Annotated in this window: 13 protein-coding genes and 1 pseudogene; 7 read left to right on the top strand and 7 right to left on the bottom strand. The window is 73.0% G+C overall.

What is annotated here, in order from left to right; translation table 11 throughout:
- Positions 1 to 181 precede the first annotated feature (181 nt).
- Positions 182 to 913, bottom strand: coding sequence for a VIT1/CCC1 transporter family protein (locus ACIGXP_RS20235; RefSeq protein ID WP_399770078.1), 732 nt, complete (start codon positions 911 to 913; stop codon positions 182 to 184).
- Between the two features lie 271 nt (positions 914 to 1,184).
- Here ACIGXP_RS20235 and ACIGXP_RS20230 point away from each other — a divergent pair.
- The 7 genes and pseudogenes from ACIGXP_RS20230 to ACIGXP_RS20200 form a co-directional block, all read left to right on the top strand.
- Positions 1,185 to 2,177: pseudogene (locus ACIGXP_RS20230) on the top strand (ADP-ribosylglycohydrolase family protein); the annotation flags it as partial.
- Positions 2,178 to 2,794: 617 nt separating this feature from the next.
- On the top strand, positions 2,795 to 3,913 hold the full coding sequence (locus ACIGXP_RS20225) for an ADP-ribosylglycohydrolase family protein (protein WP_399770075.1): 1,119 nt from the start codon (positions 2,795 to 2,797) through the stop codon (positions 3,911 to 3,913).
- 8 nt (positions 3,914 to 3,921) lie between these two features.
- Positions 3,922 to 5,133: an ADP-ribosylglycohydrolase family protein gene (locus tag ACIGXP_RS20220; RefSeq protein ID WP_399770073.1), complete on the top strand. Its 1,212-nt coding sequence runs from the start codon at positions 3,922 to 3,924 to the stop codon at positions 5,131 to 5,133.
- The gene (locus ACIGXP_RS20215; protein ID WP_399770070.1) at positions 5,121 to 6,590 is read left to right on the top strand and encodes an ADP-ribosylglycohydrolase family protein; all 1,470 of its coding nucleotides are present in this window, start codon (positions 5,121 to 5,123) and stop codon (positions 6,588 to 6,590) included. The genes ACIGXP_RS20220 and ACIGXP_RS20215 overlap by 13 nt, the downstream gene beginning before the upstream one ends.
- Complete coding sequence (rbsK, locus tag ACIGXP_RS20210) at positions 6,587 to 7,480, top strand: ribokinase (RefSeq protein ID WP_399770067.1); 894 nt, start codon at positions 6,587 to 6,589, stop codon at positions 7,478 to 7,480. The genes ACIGXP_RS20215 and rbsK overlap by 4 nt, the downstream gene beginning before the upstream one ends.
- Entirely contained in the window at positions 7,477 to 8,688 is a 1,212-nt protein-coding gene (locus ACIGXP_RS20205) for a CaiB/BaiF CoA transferase family protein (protein WP_399770065.1), read from the top strand. The genes rbsK and ACIGXP_RS20205 overlap by 4 nt, the downstream gene beginning before the upstream one ends.
- Complete coding sequence (locus ACIGXP_RS20200; protein ID WP_399770063.1) at positions 8,685 to 9,497, top strand: HpcH/HpaI aldolase/citrate lyase family protein; 813 nt, start codon at positions 8,685 to 8,687, stop codon at positions 9,495 to 9,497. The genes ACIGXP_RS20205 and ACIGXP_RS20200 overlap by 4 nt, the downstream gene beginning before the upstream one ends.
- Positions 9,498 to 9,554: 57 nt before the next feature.
- On the opposite strand, the gene lgt is transcribed toward ACIGXP_RS20200, so the two are convergent.
- The 6 genes from lgt to trpC all read right to left on the bottom strand — a co-directional run bounded on the left by lgt (position 9,555) and on the right by trpC (position 14,721).
- Positions 9,555 to 10,514, bottom strand: a complete 960-nt coding sequence (gene lgt / locus ACIGXP_RS20195; protein WP_399770061.1) for a prolipoprotein diacylglyceryl transferase — start codon at positions 10,512 to 10,514, stop codon at positions 9,555 to 9,557.
- 103 nt (positions 10,515 to 10,617) lie between these two features.
- Positions 10,618 to 11,391: a DsbA family protein gene (locus ACIGXP_RS20190; RefSeq protein WP_399770059.1), complete on the bottom strand. Its 774-nt coding sequence runs from the start codon at positions 11,389 to 11,391 to the stop codon at positions 10,618 to 10,620.
- Between the two features lie 97 nt (positions 11,392 to 11,488).
- Positions 11,489 to 12,307, bottom strand: a complete 819-nt coding sequence (gene trpA, locus ACIGXP_RS20185) for a tryptophan synthase subunit alpha (RefSeq protein ID WP_363213584.1) — start codon at positions 12,305 to 12,307, stop codon at positions 11,489 to 11,491.
- Positions 12,304 to 13,587 (bottom strand): tryptophan synthase subunit beta, encoded by a 1,284-nt coding sequence (trpB, locus tag ACIGXP_RS20180; protein WP_363213583.1) that lies wholly within the window; start codon positions 13,585 to 13,587, stop codon positions 12,304 to 12,306. Before trpB ends, trpA begins: the two co-directional genes overlap by 4 nt.
- Before the next feature lie 69 nt (positions 13,588 to 13,656).
- Positions 13,657 to 13,890, bottom strand: coding sequence for a tryptophan biosynthesis modulator TrpM (trpM, locus tag ACIGXP_RS20175; RefSeq protein ID WP_399770056.1), 234 nt, complete (start codon positions 13,888 to 13,890; stop codon positions 13,657 to 13,659).
- Between the two features lie 21 nt (positions 13,891 to 13,911).
- The gene (gene trpC / locus ACIGXP_RS20170) at positions 13,912 to 14,721 is read right to left on the bottom strand and encodes an indole-3-glycerol phosphate synthase TrpC (protein WP_399770054.1); all 810 of its coding nucleotides are present in this window, start codon (positions 14,719 to 14,721) and stop codon (positions 13,912 to 13,914) included.
- Positions 14,722 to 14,829: the final 108 nt, after the last annotated feature.

Here is a 14,829-nt window from a genome sequence, read left to right as displayed (position 1 = left end):
CAAGATCGATCGGATCGGCGTCCGGCGGCCCGAGGGGGCGGGGCGAGCGTCTTCGCTCTTCCCACAGGGGTGCGGCAGGCGTCATTGCCTGCGGCGCTTACGGCTCATGCCCGGTGGTCATGCATCTGAAACCAGCGAGTAACGGCTATTTATGCGGCCCATCGCATAAGTAGCGGCGTCGCTATCCTACGGCCGTTCCGAACAGGCTGCCCAGGGCGTACGTCACACCGGCCGCGGCACCGCCCAGCGCGAGCTGCCTGAGGCCGCTGTACCACCACGTCCGGGCGGTCACCCTGGCCACCACGGCGCCACAGCCGAAGAGCCCCGCGAGGGCGAGCAGCACGGCGGGCCACAGCGCGGTGGCGCCGAGCAGGTACGGCAGCACGGGCAGCGCGGCACCGAGGGCGAAGGACCCGAAGGAGGAGACGGCGGCGACGAGCGGCGAGGGCAGGTCGCCGGGGTCGATGCCCAGCTCTTCCCGCGCATGGATCTCCAGGGCCTGCTCGGGGTCCTGGGACAGCTGGCGGGCGACCTCCCGGGCCAGGCCGGGCTCCACACCCCGGGCCACATACAGCGCCGCCAGCTCGTCCTGCTCGTCCTGCGGATGCTTGCGCAGCTCACGGCGCTCGACGTCCAGCTCAGCCTCGACCAGCTCCCGCTGCGAGGCGACCGACGTGTACTCACCGGCCGCCATCGAGAAGGCGCCGGCGGCCAGCCCCGCGAGGCCGGTGATGACTATGGTCTGATGACTCACGGACCCGCCGGCGACACCCGTCATCAGGGCGAGGTTGGAGACCAGGCCGTCCATCGCGCCGAAGACCGCAGGGCGCAGCCAGCCGCCGTTGACGTCGCGATGCGTGTGGTTGTCGCGGTGCGCCTCGTGCAGCGCGGCCTGCGTTTCGATGACGGCCATGGGGACCCCCGGATAGCTTAGCCAAAGCTAACTTTGGACGAGTTCTACTTTTCGACAATACTGAACCTACGCCGATTCTTCCGCTCCCGCCAGCAAGGAAAGGCTCGGCTAACCTGCAGCTTTGCCTGACGGCAGGCCGATTTCGCTCATCCGCGCAGCAGCATGCTCAGATGCCGAGCGGGTGACTCCGGTGGTGCGGAGGCTCGCGCGGGCGCGCGCCGTGGGACACATCCGCAAAGGGTCTTCGTGGTCCCGCTGAAGGAGGCCGCCCATGGCATCGATCGCCCGCACTCCCCCGCTCCCGGCGCCCGACGACGCCACGGGACTCCGCGAGCGGGCCCGCGGCGCGCTGCTCGGCCTGGCCGTCGGGGACGCGCTGGGAGCGCCCGCGGAGAACCTGAAGCCGTCCGAGATCCGCGCCCGCTGGGGACGCATCACCGGGTATGTGGCCAAGAAGCCGTGCGGCACGGACGACACCGAGTACGCGATCTTCTCGGGGCTGCTGCTCGCCCGGCACGGCTCTGCACTCACTCCGGCGCATGTGGAGGCGGCCTGGCACGAATGGATCGCCGACCGGGCCGAGGGCCCCTTCCGGGGTGCGGGCTTCAGTGAGCGCGGCACTCTGGAGAACTTGCGCCGCGGCCTTGCGGCCCCCATCTCGGCCCAGCACCGGCATGCCTGGAGCGACGGCCTGGCGATGCGCGCGGCACCGTTCGGCGTCTTCGCGGCCGGCCGTCCCGCCGAAGCGGCCCGCCTGGTGGCGATCGACGGTTCGGTCAGCCATGAGGGCGAGGGCATCTACGGCGGCCAGGCGGTGGCGGCCGGGGTGGCGGCGGCGATGACCGGCGCGCCGGTTCCGGTGGTGATCGCCTCCGCCCTGGCGGTGATCCCCGAGGACTCCTGGACGGCACGCTCCCTACGGCGTGCGGTGGCCGTGTCCCACCGCGGCGAACGCGCGGTCCGCTGCGCGGTCGTCATCGGCGGCTATCCCTGGACCGATCTGGCCCCCGAGGCGGTCGCCCTCGCCTTCGGCGCGTACGCGGCGGCCGACGGCGACTTCGTCCAGGGCGTTCTGACCGCCGTCAACATGGGCCGCGACGCGGACACGACGGCGGCGGTGGCCGGCGCCCTGTCCGGCGCGACCCACGGCATCACGGCGATCCCGCCCCACTGGGCCGCCCCCATCGGCCCGGCCCGCGGCCACTGCCTCCCCTCCATGGCCGGCCACCACGTCCTGGACGTGGCAGAGCTGCTCGTCCCGGGGGAGGGCGGGAAGTGGGGGGCGAGGGTGACGCTTCCGGGGGCCCTTCGGGAGGGACCGGCGGACGCTCGCCCCGGCTCCCTTCGGGACGGGGCGCAGGGCGCGGTGTCCGGGTTGCTCGCGGAGGGGTCGGGGGGTGCACTGCCGGGGACGCTTCGGGAGAGGACGGGGACTGCACTTCCGGGCACGCTGCGAGAAGGAGCAGGAAGTGTTCTGCCGGGGGCGCTGCGCGAAGGAGCAGGAACTCCTCTTCCGGAGACGCACCGGGAAGGGACAGGAACTGTTCTCGCTGGGGCGCTGCGCGAAGGAGCAGGACCTGCTCTTCCGGGCACGCACCGAGAAGGGAGAGGAACCGTTCTCCCGGGCACGCTTCAAGAGCGAGCAGGAACTGCACTTCCGAACGCGCACCGGGAAGGAACGAAAGAGACGGGGGCTGCCCTGGTGAGCTCGCTCCCCGTCTGTCTCCCGCCCGCCCCCGAGGCCGGCGGCGCGCCCGGGCCGTTCGCGCCCGCCCCTCAGCCCGCCGAGTCGGGTGGCCGGGTGGGCGAGCGGGGGTCCAGCGGGCGGAGCCCCCTGGTCGGGGCGGGGAACTCCGGCACGCAGGACAGCGAGGGCCGGTCATGACGGCGCGCCGTATCGAGGGCCTCCTGCTCGGACTGGCCGCAGGCGACGCCGCCGGCTGGCCGGCAGCACGGCACCGAGCCAGCCGTATGCCCGAGTGGACCCGGCGTCTCACCCGCGAACTGGACACCTTCGCCGAGCAGAACGCCACCACCACCCTCCCGGTCCCGATCGCCCTCAACCAACCTCCCGATCCCCTCCGCCTCGGCCCCTCCGACGACGCCGAGTGGGCGGCCTTCGCCGCGGAGGCGGTGCTGCGGGCGGGTGACGACGACGCCCTCGGCGACCTCAGCCGGGAGCGCCGTACGCGCGCCGCCATCGACCTCACCTGGACCGCCGTGGCCGCGGAAGTCGCCGCGGCGGCGGACCGCGCCCCCGAGGTCGAGTCCGCCGTACTCCCCCTGCGCGCCCGTATCTCGGTGCGGGCCGGCCTCGGCAATCTCGCCGCCGGCCTGCGCCCGCCCGCCACCGGCCACGACAACCCGCACTACTTCGACGACGCCGCCTGCGTCCGCGCCTGCGTCCTCGCCGTCGCCCATCCCGGGGACCCCGAACGCGCAGCCGCTCTCGCCGAGTTCGACGCCCGCTACACCCAGGACGGCGACGGCGTGCACGGCGCCCGGGCCATGGCCGCGGCCCTCTCGCTCGCCCTCGCCGACGCCGCGACGGACACCTGTGTGGCCGCCGCGCTCGCCGAACTCCCCGCCGACACGGAGATCGGCCGCAACGCCCGCCACGCGCTCGCCCTCGCCGTGGACAGCGAGTCCGCCTTCGCCCTCGTCCCGCTCCTGGAGCACCAGATCGTCGACCACGTCTACAGCTACGGCATCGCAGCCGCCGAGACCGTCCCGGTCGCCCTCGCCCTGGCCACCTCCGCCCGCGGCCGTATCACCGAGGCCGTGCCCGCCGCCGCCTGCCTGTCCCGGGTCGCGGACTCCGCCCCCGCCCTCGCGGGCGCCCTCACCGGAGCCCTCGGCGGCGGCGCGGCCGTCCCCGGGAGCTGGCGGGACGCCTGCCGCACCCTGTCCGGCTGCGCGCTGCCCCGCCTGGCCGGCACCGACCTGGTGGAACTCGCCGGACTCCTGGAAGCCGCACAACCGGCCCGCCCAGGAGGATGATTCGGGGCATGACGCGCAAGGAGCTCAAAGGGCTCAAAGAAGAAGGCAGCCGGCCCCCTTCGGACCCTCCCGTGCACGGCCTCGACGACCGGATCACCGGCGCGCTCGTCGGAGCCGCCGTCGGCGACGCCCTCGGCGGCCCGGTCGAGGGCTACTCCCCGGAGCAGATCACCGAGCGCCACGGCGGCCGCGTCCACGGCATCGTCGGCCCCTGGCACGGCGACGCCTGGCGCACCGCCCGGCCCATCGCCCCGTACCACAAGGGCGACGGCCACGTCACCGACGACACCCTGATGACCCACGCGCTGGTCCGGGTCTACGACCGCGTCCGCGACCACCTCGACGCGTACGCCATCGCCGACCACCTGGTCCCGGACCTGATGACGAACCCGCGCTGGATCCCGGAACTGGAGACCGAGGCCCTGCCCCTGCACCGCCTCTTCCTCGCCGAGAAGTGGCTCGTGGCCCGGCTCGCCCACGGCCACGTCGACCCCCGGGAGGCGGGCGTCGGGAACATCGTCAACTGCGGCGCGGCGATGTACATGGCCCCCGTCGGTCTGGTCAACGCGGCCAACCCGGCCGCCGCCTACGCCGAGGCGCTGGACATCGCCGGCGCGCACCAGTCGTCGTACGGCCGTGAGGCGGCCGGTGTCCTCGCCGCGGCCGTCGCCGCCGCCGCGGCACCGGGTGCGACCCCCGACTCCGTCGTCGGCGTCTGCCTGTCCCTGGCGAAGGACGGCACGCGCGAGGCGATCGAGAAGGTCTGCGAAGTGGCCGGCGGTCACACCGACTTCGAGTCGGCGCTACGACCGCTGCGCGCGGCGGTGGCCCCGTACGACACCGTAGGCCCGGACTACCGCGCGCCCTCCCTCGCCGCCCGCCGCCCCTCCCGGCTGCACGCGATCGAGGAACTGCCCGTCGCCCTCGGCATGCTGCTGGTCTCCGGCGGCGACTACCGGCACGCCGTCCTCGGCGCGGTCAACTACGGCCGCGACTGCGACTCGATCGCCACGATGGCCGGTGCCCTCGCGGGCGCCCTCGGCTCGCCCGTCCCGGAGGACTGGGCCAAGACGGTAGCCGAGGCCAGCCGCCTGGACCTGTGGGCGCCGGCCCGTACGCTCACCGAGGTCACGCGGGAGGTCTTCGCACGTGACGTACGGCGGCGCCGCGCCCATGAGCAGGCGTTCACGGCCCTCGGAGGAACTGCATGCTCCGACTGACCTGGGTCCAGCCGGAGGACCTGCTGGGCCACGAACTGCGCCAGGCCCGCCTGGACGGGCGGGAACCGTCGGCGATCGAGGCGCGCTGGCGAGCGGCGGGCGGTCCGGACGCGCCGCCCCGCGCGGGCGCGTCCGCCCACGGCGTCTCGCGGTACCTGCGCCTGCTGGCGGAAGACCTGCTCGACGAACTGGCCGACCTGCCCAGTGCGTTGGCCGAGGACGAGCCGACCGATCTGGCTCGGATCGAGTCCCTGTGTCCGGACTGGCCGTCGACGCCACCGAGCTGCGCTCGACCGTCGTCCCGCGACCGAGGGCACGATGTGGTTGCTCGCGCCAGCGCGGCGGCAGCCGCATGTCGAACAGAGCCCCGCGCCCCTTCGGGGCGCTCGCAGCCTGCGCCCACCCCGGCCGCCCTGGAGGCCGCCTGGCTGGGCCGCGCCATCGGGTGCCTCCTCGGGAAACCCGTCGAAAAACTCCCCCTCGACGGCATCCGCGCTCTCGCCCGGGCAACCGGAAACTGGCCCCTCGGCACGTACTTCACGGCACAGGGCGTCCCCGAAGACGTTCTCGCGCAACACCCCTGGAACCGCCGCTCGGCCAAAACCTCCCTCGCCGAGAACATCGACGGCATGCCCGAGGACGACGACCTCAACTACCCCCTGCTCAATCTCCTGCTCCTCCAGCGCCACGGAAAGCACTTCACCACCGCCGACGTGGCACGGCTCTGGCTGGACGAGCTCCCGCCCGGCCGCACCTTCACCGCCGAACGCATCGCCTGTCGCAACCTCCTCTCCGGCATCGAGCCCCCGCACACCGCCCGCCACCGCAATCCCTACCGCGAGTGGATCGGCGCCCTGATCCGCGCCGACGTGCACGGCTGGACCAACCCCGGCGACCCGGCCGCCGCCGCCGGACAGGCGCACCGCGACGCGGTCCTCACCCACACCGCCAACGGCGTCTACGCGGCGATGTTCACGGCCGCCGTCATCGCCGCCGCCGCGACCGGCACCCAGGACGTGCACGCCTGTCTGCGCACCGGCCGACGCGTCATCCCGCCCCGCTCCCGGCTCGCGCGGGCGATCGACCACGCCGTCGAACTGGCCGCGTCCCACGAGGACTTCGACGCCGTCGTGGACGAACTGCACGCCCGCTACTCCCCCGCCCACCACTGGGTGCACGCCATCCCCAACACCGCGCTGCTCGCCGCCGCCCTCACGCACGCGGACGGCGATTTCACCGGCTCCATCTGCCGCGCGGTGTCGGGCGGCCTGGACACCGACTCCAACGGCGCCGCGGCCGGCAGCATCGCCGGACTGCTCGCGGGCGAACCCGCCGCCCTCCCCGACCGCTGGCGGGCCCCGCTGAAGAACCGGCTCGCCACCACCGTCGGCGACTTCGACGGCACCGGCTTCGACACCCTCGCCCACCTCACCCATCTGGAGGCGACCCGCTCATGACCCACATCGTCGTCCTCGGCAGCACGAACATGGACCTCGTCACCTATGTCACGAAGGCACCACAGCGCGGCGAGACCGTGACGGGGCGCGCATTCCACACCGTCCCCGGCGGCAAGGGGGCCAACCAGGCGATCGCCGCCGCCCGGGCCGGCGCCTCCGTCTCGATGATCGGCGCGGTCGGCAACGACGCCTTCGGTCTGCGGCTGCGCGACACCCTCGAACACTCCGGTGTGGACACCGACTTCCTGCGGACGGTCGAGGGCCCGTCCGGCACCGCGCACATCGTGGTGGACGACGAGGGTGCCAACTCCATCGTCGTCATCCCCGGCGCGAACGGCACCGTCGACCATCTCTCCCCCGGCGACGAGGGCGTGATCGCCTCCGCCGACGCCCTGCTGCTGCAGTTGGAGATCCCGCTGGCCGCGGTCGTCGCGGGCGCTCAGGCGGCACGCCGGCACGGGGTCCGTACGGTGCTCACCCCGTCGCCCGCCCAGCCGCTGCCCCCCGAACTCCTCGCCGCCACCGACCTGTTGGTGCCCAACGAGTACGAGGCGGTCACGCTCACCGGCCGCACCGACCCGCGCGATGCCGCCGCCGCCCTGCTGGACCTGGTGCCGGAGGTCGTCGTCACCCTGGGCGCGACCGGCAGCCTCTACCTGGCCCGGGGCACCGAGCCGCTGGTGATCCCGGCGCCGCGGGTGACCGCCGTCGACTCCACGGGCGCCGGCGACACCTTCGTCGGCGCGCTCGCGGTGGCCCGCGCCGAGGAGAAACCGGTACGGGAGGCCCTGTCCTGGGCGGCGGCCGCCGCGGCGATCTCCGTCCAGCGGGCCGGGGCGTCGGCGTCGATGCCGTACCGCCCGGAGATCGACGCCCAGTGCACCGCATGAGTACGACGAGGGCGAGGACGACGCCCGCGCCACTGACCGGTCTGCGGGTACTGGACCTGGCGACGCTGTTCGCGGGCCCGCTGGCCGCCACGCTGCTCGGTGACTTCGGCGCCGAGGTGATCAAGGTCGAGCACCCGGGGCGGCCGGACCCCTCCCGTGGGCACGGCCCGGCCAAGGACGGCATCGGCCTGTGGTGGAAGGTACTCGGCCGCAACAAGCGGACCATCACCCTGGACCTGTCCACGCCCGGCGGCCGTGCCGTCCTGCTCCGGCTCGCCGCCACCGCCGACGTGGTGATCGAGAACTTCCGCCCGGGGACCTTGGAGAAGTGGGACCTGAGCTGGGAGGAGCTGTCGGCCGCGAGCCCTCGGCTGGTCCTCGCCCGGGTGACGGCCTTCGGCCAGTTCGGCCCGTATGCGCACCGCCCCGGCTTCGGCACCCTCGCCGAGGCGATGAGCGGCTTCGCCGCGATCACCGGCGAGCCGGAGGCACCGCCGACGCTCCCGCCGTTCGGGCTCGCGGACTCGGTCGCGGGCCTGGCGACCGCCTACGCCGTGCTCACCGCGCTGGCCGCACGGGAGCGCACCGGCAGCGGGCAGATCGTCGACATGGCGATCATCGAGCCGATGCTGTCGGTCCTGGGCCCGCACCCCACCTGGTACGACCAGCTCGGTCATGTGCAGGAACGCACCGGCAACCGCTCCGCGAACAACGCCCCGCGCAACACCTACCGCACCGCCGACGGTCGCTGGGTCGCCGTCTCCACCTCCGCGCAGTCGGTCGCGGAGCGGGTGATGCGCCTGGTGGGCCGTCCGGAACTGATCGAGGAACCCTGGTTCGCCACCGGCGTGGACCGCGCCGCGCACGCCGACGTCCTGGACGAGGCGGTCGGCTCCTGGATCGCCGCCCGCACCCGCACCGAGGTCCTCAGCGCCTTCGAGAAGGCCGAGGCCGCGGCGGCCCCGATCCATGACGTCCGGGACGTCCTGGCCGACCCCCAGTACCGGGCCCTGAACACGATCACCACGGTCCTCGACCCCGAACTGGGCCCGCTGCGCATGCAGAACGTGCTCTTCCGGCTCTCCGCGACCCCCGGCGCGATCCGCTGGGCCGGCCGTCCGCACGGTGCCGACACCGAGGCCGTGCTCACCGAGCTGGGCCTCACCCCGGCCGAGATCACCTCCCTGCGCGCGGAGGGAGCCCTGTGACCGGGGCCCCGCTCACCTGGCTCTATGTCCCCGGCGACCGTCCGGCCGTGGTGACCAAGGCGCTGGCCGCGGGCGCCGACGTGGTGGTGATCGACCTGGAGGACGCGGTCGCCCGGGACCGCAAGGAGTACGCCCGCGCGGCCACGGCCGAGCTCCTCACCGAGCCCCAGCCGGTCCCGGTGCACGTCCGTCCCAACGCCCTGGACAGCCCCTGGGCCGCCGCCGACCTGACCACCCTGGCCGCGCTCCCCGGCCTCTCGGGTCTACGGCTCCCGAAGGTGACCGCCCCGGCGCAGATCAGGCAGGCCGCCGCGGCCACCCCCGTCCCCCTGTACGCCCTGCTGGAGTCGGCGCTCGGCATCGAGCACGCCTACGCCATCGCCACCGCGCACCCCGCCCTGCGAGGCATCGCCCTCGGTGAGGCGGACCTGCGGGCCGACCTGGGGGTCCGGGCCGACGCGGGCCTCGACTGGCCGCGCTCCCGGGTGATCGTCGCCGCCCGGGCCGCCGGCCTCGCCGCACCGCCCCAGTCGGTCCACCCCGACATCCGCGACCTGGACGGCCTCGCCGCGTCCTGCGCCCATGGCCGGGCCCTCGGCTTCCTGGGCCGTGCCGCGATCCACCCCCGGCAGCTGCCGGTGATCGAACGGGCCTACCTGCCCACACCGGCGGAGATCGAGCACGCGGAGACGATCCTCAAGGCAGCGGCCACGAAGGAGGGCGCCCAGGCGCTCCCCGACGGCCGCTTCGTCGATGCGGCGGTGGTGGCGATGGCCCGGCGCACCTTGTCGTTGGCCTTCAGAGGCTGAACAGCCGAGGGCGCCCGGAACGGACTCCGGGCGCCCTCGGCGTCGTACGACCAGCCGTCAGCTCTTCTTCGTCGCCGACCCGGCCTCGTCCTTCGCCTCCGCGTCGGAGGGCTCGCCCTGGTCCTCCGCCTCGGCAGCAGCAGCCGGCTCGTCACCGGTCCCCTCGGAAACGGCCGCCTCGGAAACGGCCCCCTCGGAAGCGGCCTGGGGCTCCACGACGGCTTCCCTGCCCGGCCGCTTCTTCGACGACACGACGAGGTACGTCACCGCGAGCAGGAACACGATCAGCGCGGTCCAGACGTTGAGGCGGACGCCCAGGATGTGGTGGGCGTCGTCGACGCGCATGTACTCGATCCAGCTGCGGCCCGCGCAGTACGCGGCGACGTACAGGGCGAACGCGCGGCCGTGGCCCAGCGTGAAGCGGCGGTCGGCCCAGATGACCAGCAGGCCCACGCCGACGCACCACAAGGACTCGTAGAGGAACGTGGGGTGGTAGTAGCCCGGCACCCGGCCGCCCTCGGAGGAGGTGATGTGCAGTGCCCATGGAACGTGGGTCTCATGGCCGTACAGCTCCTGGTTGAACCAGTTGCCCCAGCGGCCGATGGCCTGTGCGAAGGCGATGCCGGGCGCGACGGCGTCGGCGTACGCCGGCATCGGGATGCCCCGGCGCCGGGCGCCGATCCACGCGCCGAGGGCGCCGAGCGCGATCGCGCCCCAGATGCCCAGGCCGCCCTCCCACACCTTGAAGGCGTCCACCCAGTCACGGCCGTCGCTGAAGTACAGCTCGTAGTCCGTGATCACGTGGTACAGCCGGCCGCCGACCAGGCCGAACGGCACGGCCCAGACCGCGATGTCGGCGACGGTGCCGGCCCGCCCGCCGCGGGCGATCCAGCGCTTGTTGCCGAGCCAGACGGCCACGAAGACGCCGATGATGATGCAGAAGGCGTAGCCGCGCAGCGGGATGGGGCCGAGGTACAGCACCCCGCGCGACGGGCTGGGAATGTAGGAAAGTTCCATGGCAGGTCCGACGCTACCGTGCCGGGCCGCGGGGACCGCAAGCAGCCCGGCTACGGGTCCATAACGGGGGCGTGAGAAAAACGGACGGGGCCGGGGGCGGTCCTTACCCGCGGTCGGCCGCCTCCACCATCTGCTTGAGCTTGGCCGGGGTCATGGTCTGGTCCTGGTAGATGTTCTTCCCGCCGAGCAGGACCGTGGGCGTGCCGGTGAAGCCGCCGGTCTTGAAGGCGTTCTGGGACTTGTTCACCCAGCCGTCGTGGGTGCCGTTCTTGACGCACTTCTGGAAGGCAGGGGTGTTCAGACCGCCGACCTTTCCAGCCAGGTCGATCAGCTTGGTGTTGTCGGCGTACGCGTCGTCGGTTTCCTTGGGCTGGTTGGCGTACAGCACGTCGTGGTAGTCGCGGAACTTTCCGGTGTCCTGGGCGCAGGCCGCGGCGTTGGCCGCGCGCAGGGAGCCGGTGCCGCCGAGGTTGCCGTCGATCAGCCGGACCAGGTGGTAGTCGATTCTGAGCTTGCCGGAGTCGGCCAGCTGGTGGAGCGTCGGGCGATAGGCGATCTCAAAGGCCTGGCAGGCCGGGCAGCGCAGGTCCTCCCAGACGGTGAGCGTGGACTTGGCGCCGTCCTTGCCGACCGGGATCGCGAGGCTGTCCTTGCCCTGCGCGCCCGAGGGCGCCACGACCGGGCCCGCCTTCGCACCCTTTTCCTTGCCGGCGTTGGCGGCGAGCACGCCGATCACCGCCGCGAGGCCCAGGACGCAGACGATGCTCGCGCCCACGATGAGCGTGCGCCGCCGCTTGTCCGCGGCCTTCTGCTTCTCGCGCTCGACCGCCAGCCGCTCCCGGGCGGTGCGCTTTCCGTCACGGTTCTTCTCACTCACACCCCCAGAACGAACCGGGGAGGCGCAGCGCGCCTCCCCGGTCCCAGGTCCACTCGTTCGAGTGACCGAATGTTCTGATAGGGAAAACGACCGGCGGTCACGCCTGTCCGCGCACGCCCTTCGCCAGCTCCCCGGCCAGCTCGCGGACCGCCGCGAGACCCGACGCGTGGTCGGGGGCGTCCAGCATCCGCTTCACGAACGCCGAGCCGACGATCACCCCGTCGGCGAAGCCCGCGACCTCGGCGGCCTGGGAGGCGTTGGAGACGCCGAGTCCGACGCACACGGGCAGTTCGGTGCCGGTGGCGCGGGTGCGCTCGACCAGGTTCTGGGCCTGCGCGCCGACGGACTCGCGGGTGCCGGTGACACCCATCAGCGAGGCCGCGTAGACGAAGCCGCTGCCCGCCGCGGTGATCTCGGCGAGCCGCTGGTCCTTGCTGCTCGGCGCCACGACGAAGACCGTCGCGAGGCCGTGCTTCTCGGCGTGCTCCCGCCACAGAGCCGACTCCTGCACGGGCAGGTCGGGCAGGATGCAGCCCGCGCCGCCCGCCTCGGCCAGCTCGGCGGTGAACCGCTCGACGCCGTAGCGGTCGATGGGGTTCCAGTACGTCATGACGAGCACCGGCTTGCCGGTCGCCGCGTGGGCCTCCCGGACCGTCCGCATGACGTCGGCGATCCTGACGCCGCCCCGCAGGGCGATGTCGTCGGCGGTCTGGATGACCGGGCCGTCGAGGACGGGGTCGCTGTGCGGCAGACCCACCTCCACGACATCCGCCCCGCCCTCGAAGACGGCCTTGATCGCCTCGATGCCGCCGTCCACGGTCGGGAACCCGGCCGGGAGGTAGGCGATGAGCGCGGAGCGGCCCTCGGCCTTCGCCGCTGCGAGGGTGTCGGTCAGCAGCTGGACGTTTCCGCTCACTTGGCGTCCCCCTCGATCTCGGCGGTGTCGGCTTGGTCGGCGGCCACCTCGGCGTCGGTGTCGTACAGGCCGAAGTAGCGGGCGGCGGTGTCCATGTCCTTGTCGCCGCGGCCGGAGAGGTTGACGACGATCAGGCCGTCCCTGCCCAGCTCCTTGCCGACCTCCAGGGCACCGGCCAGGGCGTGGGCGCTCTCGATGGCCGGGATGATGCCCTCGGTACGGGACAGCAGGCGCAGGGCCTGCATGGCCGCGTCGTCGGTGATCGCGCGGTACTCACCGCGGCCGGAGTCCTTCAGGTAGGAGTGCTCCGGTCCGATGCCCGGGTAGTCCAGGCCCGCCGAGATCGAGTACGGCTCGGTGATCTGGCCCTCGTCGTCCTGCAGGACGTAGGACCGGGAGCCGTGCAGGATGCCGGGCTCGCCCGCGGTCAGGGTGGCCGCGTGCTCTCCCGTCTCGATGCCGTGTCCGGCCGGCTCGCAGCCGATGAGCCGGACGCCCTCGTCGGGGATGAAGGCGTGGAAGAGTCCGATGGCGTTGGAGCCGCCGCCGACGCAGGCGATGGCGGCGTCCGGGAGGCGCCCGGCGCGCTCCAGCAGCTGGCGGCGGGCCTCGACGCCGATCACCCGGTGGAAGTCGCGGACCATGGCCGGGAAGGGGTGCGGTCCGGCGACGGTCCCGAACAGGTAGTGCGTGTGGTCCACATTGGCGACCCAGTCGCGGAACGCCTCGTTGATGGCGTCCTTCAGGGTGCGGCTGCCGGACTTCACCGCGACGACCTCGGCACCGAGCATGCGCATGCGGGCCACGTTCAGCGCCTGGCGCTGGGTGTCGACCTCGCCCATGTAAATGGTGCAGTCGAGGCCGAAGAGGGCACAGGCGGTGGCCGTGGCGACGCCGTGCTGGCCGGCGCCGGTCTCGGCGATGACCCGGGTCTTGCCCATCCGCTTGGTGAGCAGGGCCTGGCCGAGCACGTTGTTGATCTTGTGGGAGCCGGTGTGGTTGAGGTCCTCGCGCTTGAGGAACACGCGCGCGCCACCCGCCTCCGCGGCGAAACGGGGGACCTCGGTCAGTGCCGACGGCCGGCCGGTGTAGTGGACGAGCAGGTCGTCGAGCTCTCGGGCGAACTCGGGGTCGTGCTTGGCCTTGTCGTACTCGACGGCGACCTCGTCCACAGCGGCGACGAGGGCCTCCGGGATGAACTTGCCGCCGAACGCGCCGAAGTAGCCCTCGGCGCTGGGGACTTGACCCTGCGGGTCAGGGAAGAAGAAATCGCTGGGCATGCCAGAACCTCACGGTGAGTGCGTGTGAAAGACACTGTTCGCCGTGGAGGCGGAGCCTGTCGGACGACCTCAGGCCGTGTGCGGCCGGTCGTGCCCGCGCGGCGGTAGCCGCACGTCGAACAGAGCCCCGCGCCCCTGGGGGGCGCACTGCCATCGACGTCCGTTCACCTGCCCGGGCTCGTCACCGATGACGTACCGCACCCTGCGGCCGTGGACACGCCTCGCCGGGGCACGGCAGCCCCTCGGGCGGCAGCCGCGCGCAAGGCGGGCGTACCGGTCCACGGTCGTCACGGTCGCAGTCATCGGGGTCAGCCTACCGGGTGATCAGCTCCGGCCGTGCCGCAGCGCGGGATGCTCGCCCGCGGCGACCAGGTCGGAGACGGCGGTCTTCGGGTCACGGCCGGTGACCAGGGACTCGCCGACCAGGACCGCGTCGGCGCCGGCGTTGGCGTAGGCGATCAGGTCGTGCGGGCCGCGGACACCGGATTCGGCGACCTTGACGATGTGGTCCGGGATCTCCGGTGCGACCCGCTCGAACGTGCCGCGGTCGACCTCGAGCGTCTTCAGGTTGCGCGCGTTGACGCCGATGATCCTGGCACCCGCGTCCACGGCCCGCTCGACCTCGTCCTCGTCGTGGACCTCGACGAGCGGGGTGAGGCCGATGGAGACGGCGCGCTCGATCAGCGACTCCAGGGCCGACTGGTCCAGGGCGGCCACGATCAGCAGCGCGAGGTCGGCGCCGTACGCCCGGGCCTCCCACAGCTGGTACGAGGTGACGATGAAGTCCTTGCGCAGCACGGGGATGTCCACGCGCGCGCGGACGGCCTCCAGGTCGGCCAGCGAGCCGCCGAAGCGGCGCTGTTCGGTGAGGACGGAGATGACGGCCGCGCCGCCCGCCTCGTAGTCCGCGGCCAGCCCGGCCGGGTCGGCGATCGCGGCCAGCGCGCCCTTGGAGGGGCTGGAGCGCTTGACCTCGCAGATCACCTTCACGCCGTCGCCCTTGAGCGCGGCCACCCCGTCCTTGGCGGCGGGAGCCTTGGCCGCGCGCTCCTTGAGCTCGTCGAGGCTGACGCGTGCCTGCCGCTCCGCGAGGTCGGCACGGACTCCGTCGATGATCTCGTCGAGCACACTCACGCGAGCGGCCCCCTTTCAGACGGTGGTTCCTTCAGATTTTGAAAACCTGTGGTCACTGCGATGGTATCCGGAGCTGCCTGGAGCCCTCGCATCCGGTGGACGCCGGTC

The organism is Streptomyces sp. NPDC053069 (assembly GCF_044546895.1).
Lineage (GTDB): Bacteria > Actinomycetota > Actinomycetes > Streptomycetales > Streptomycetaceae > Streptomyces.
This window is presented reverse-complemented; position numbering and strand designations above follow the sequence as displayed.

What these genes read in the sequence shown, in the direction of transcription:
- ACIGXP_RS20235 (WP_399770078.1), bottom strand. Translation starts at nt 913, where the DNA reads ATGGCCGTCATCGAAACGCAGGCCGCGCTGCACGAGGCGCACCGCGAC.
- ACIGXP_RS20225 (WP_399770075.1), top strand. Translation starts at nt 2,795, where the DNA reads ATGACGGCGCGCCGTATCGAGGGCCTCCTGCTCGGACTGGCCGCAGGC.
- ACIGXP_RS20220 (WP_399770073.1), top strand. Translation starts at nt 3,922, where the DNA reads ATGACGCGCAAGGAGCTCAAAGGGCTCAAAGAAGAAGGCAGCCGGCCC.
- ACIGXP_RS20215 (WP_399770070.1), top strand. Translation starts at nt 5,121, where the DNA reads ATGCTCCGACTGACCTGGGTCCAGCCGGAGGACCTGCTGGGCCACGAA.
- rbsK (WP_399770067.1), top strand. Translation starts at nt 6,587, where the DNA reads ATGACCCACATCGTCGTCCTCGGCAGCACGAACATGGACCTCGTCACC.
- ACIGXP_RS20205 (WP_399770065.1), top strand. Translation starts at nt 7,477, where the DNA reads ATGAGTACGACGAGGGCGAGGACGACGCCCGCGCCACTGACCGGTCTG.
- lgt (WP_399770061.1), bottom strand. Translation starts at nt 10,514, where the DNA reads ATGGAACTTTCCTACATTCCCAGCCCGTCGCGCGGGGTGCTGTACCTC.
- trpB (WP_363213583.1), bottom strand. Translation starts at nt 13,587, where the DNA reads ATGCCCAGCGATTTCTTCTTCCCTGACCCGCAGGGTCAAGTCCCCAGC.
- trpM (WP_399770056.1), bottom strand. Translation starts at nt 13,890, where the DNA reads ATGACTGCGACCGTGACGACCGTGGACCGGTACGCCCGCCTTGCGCGC.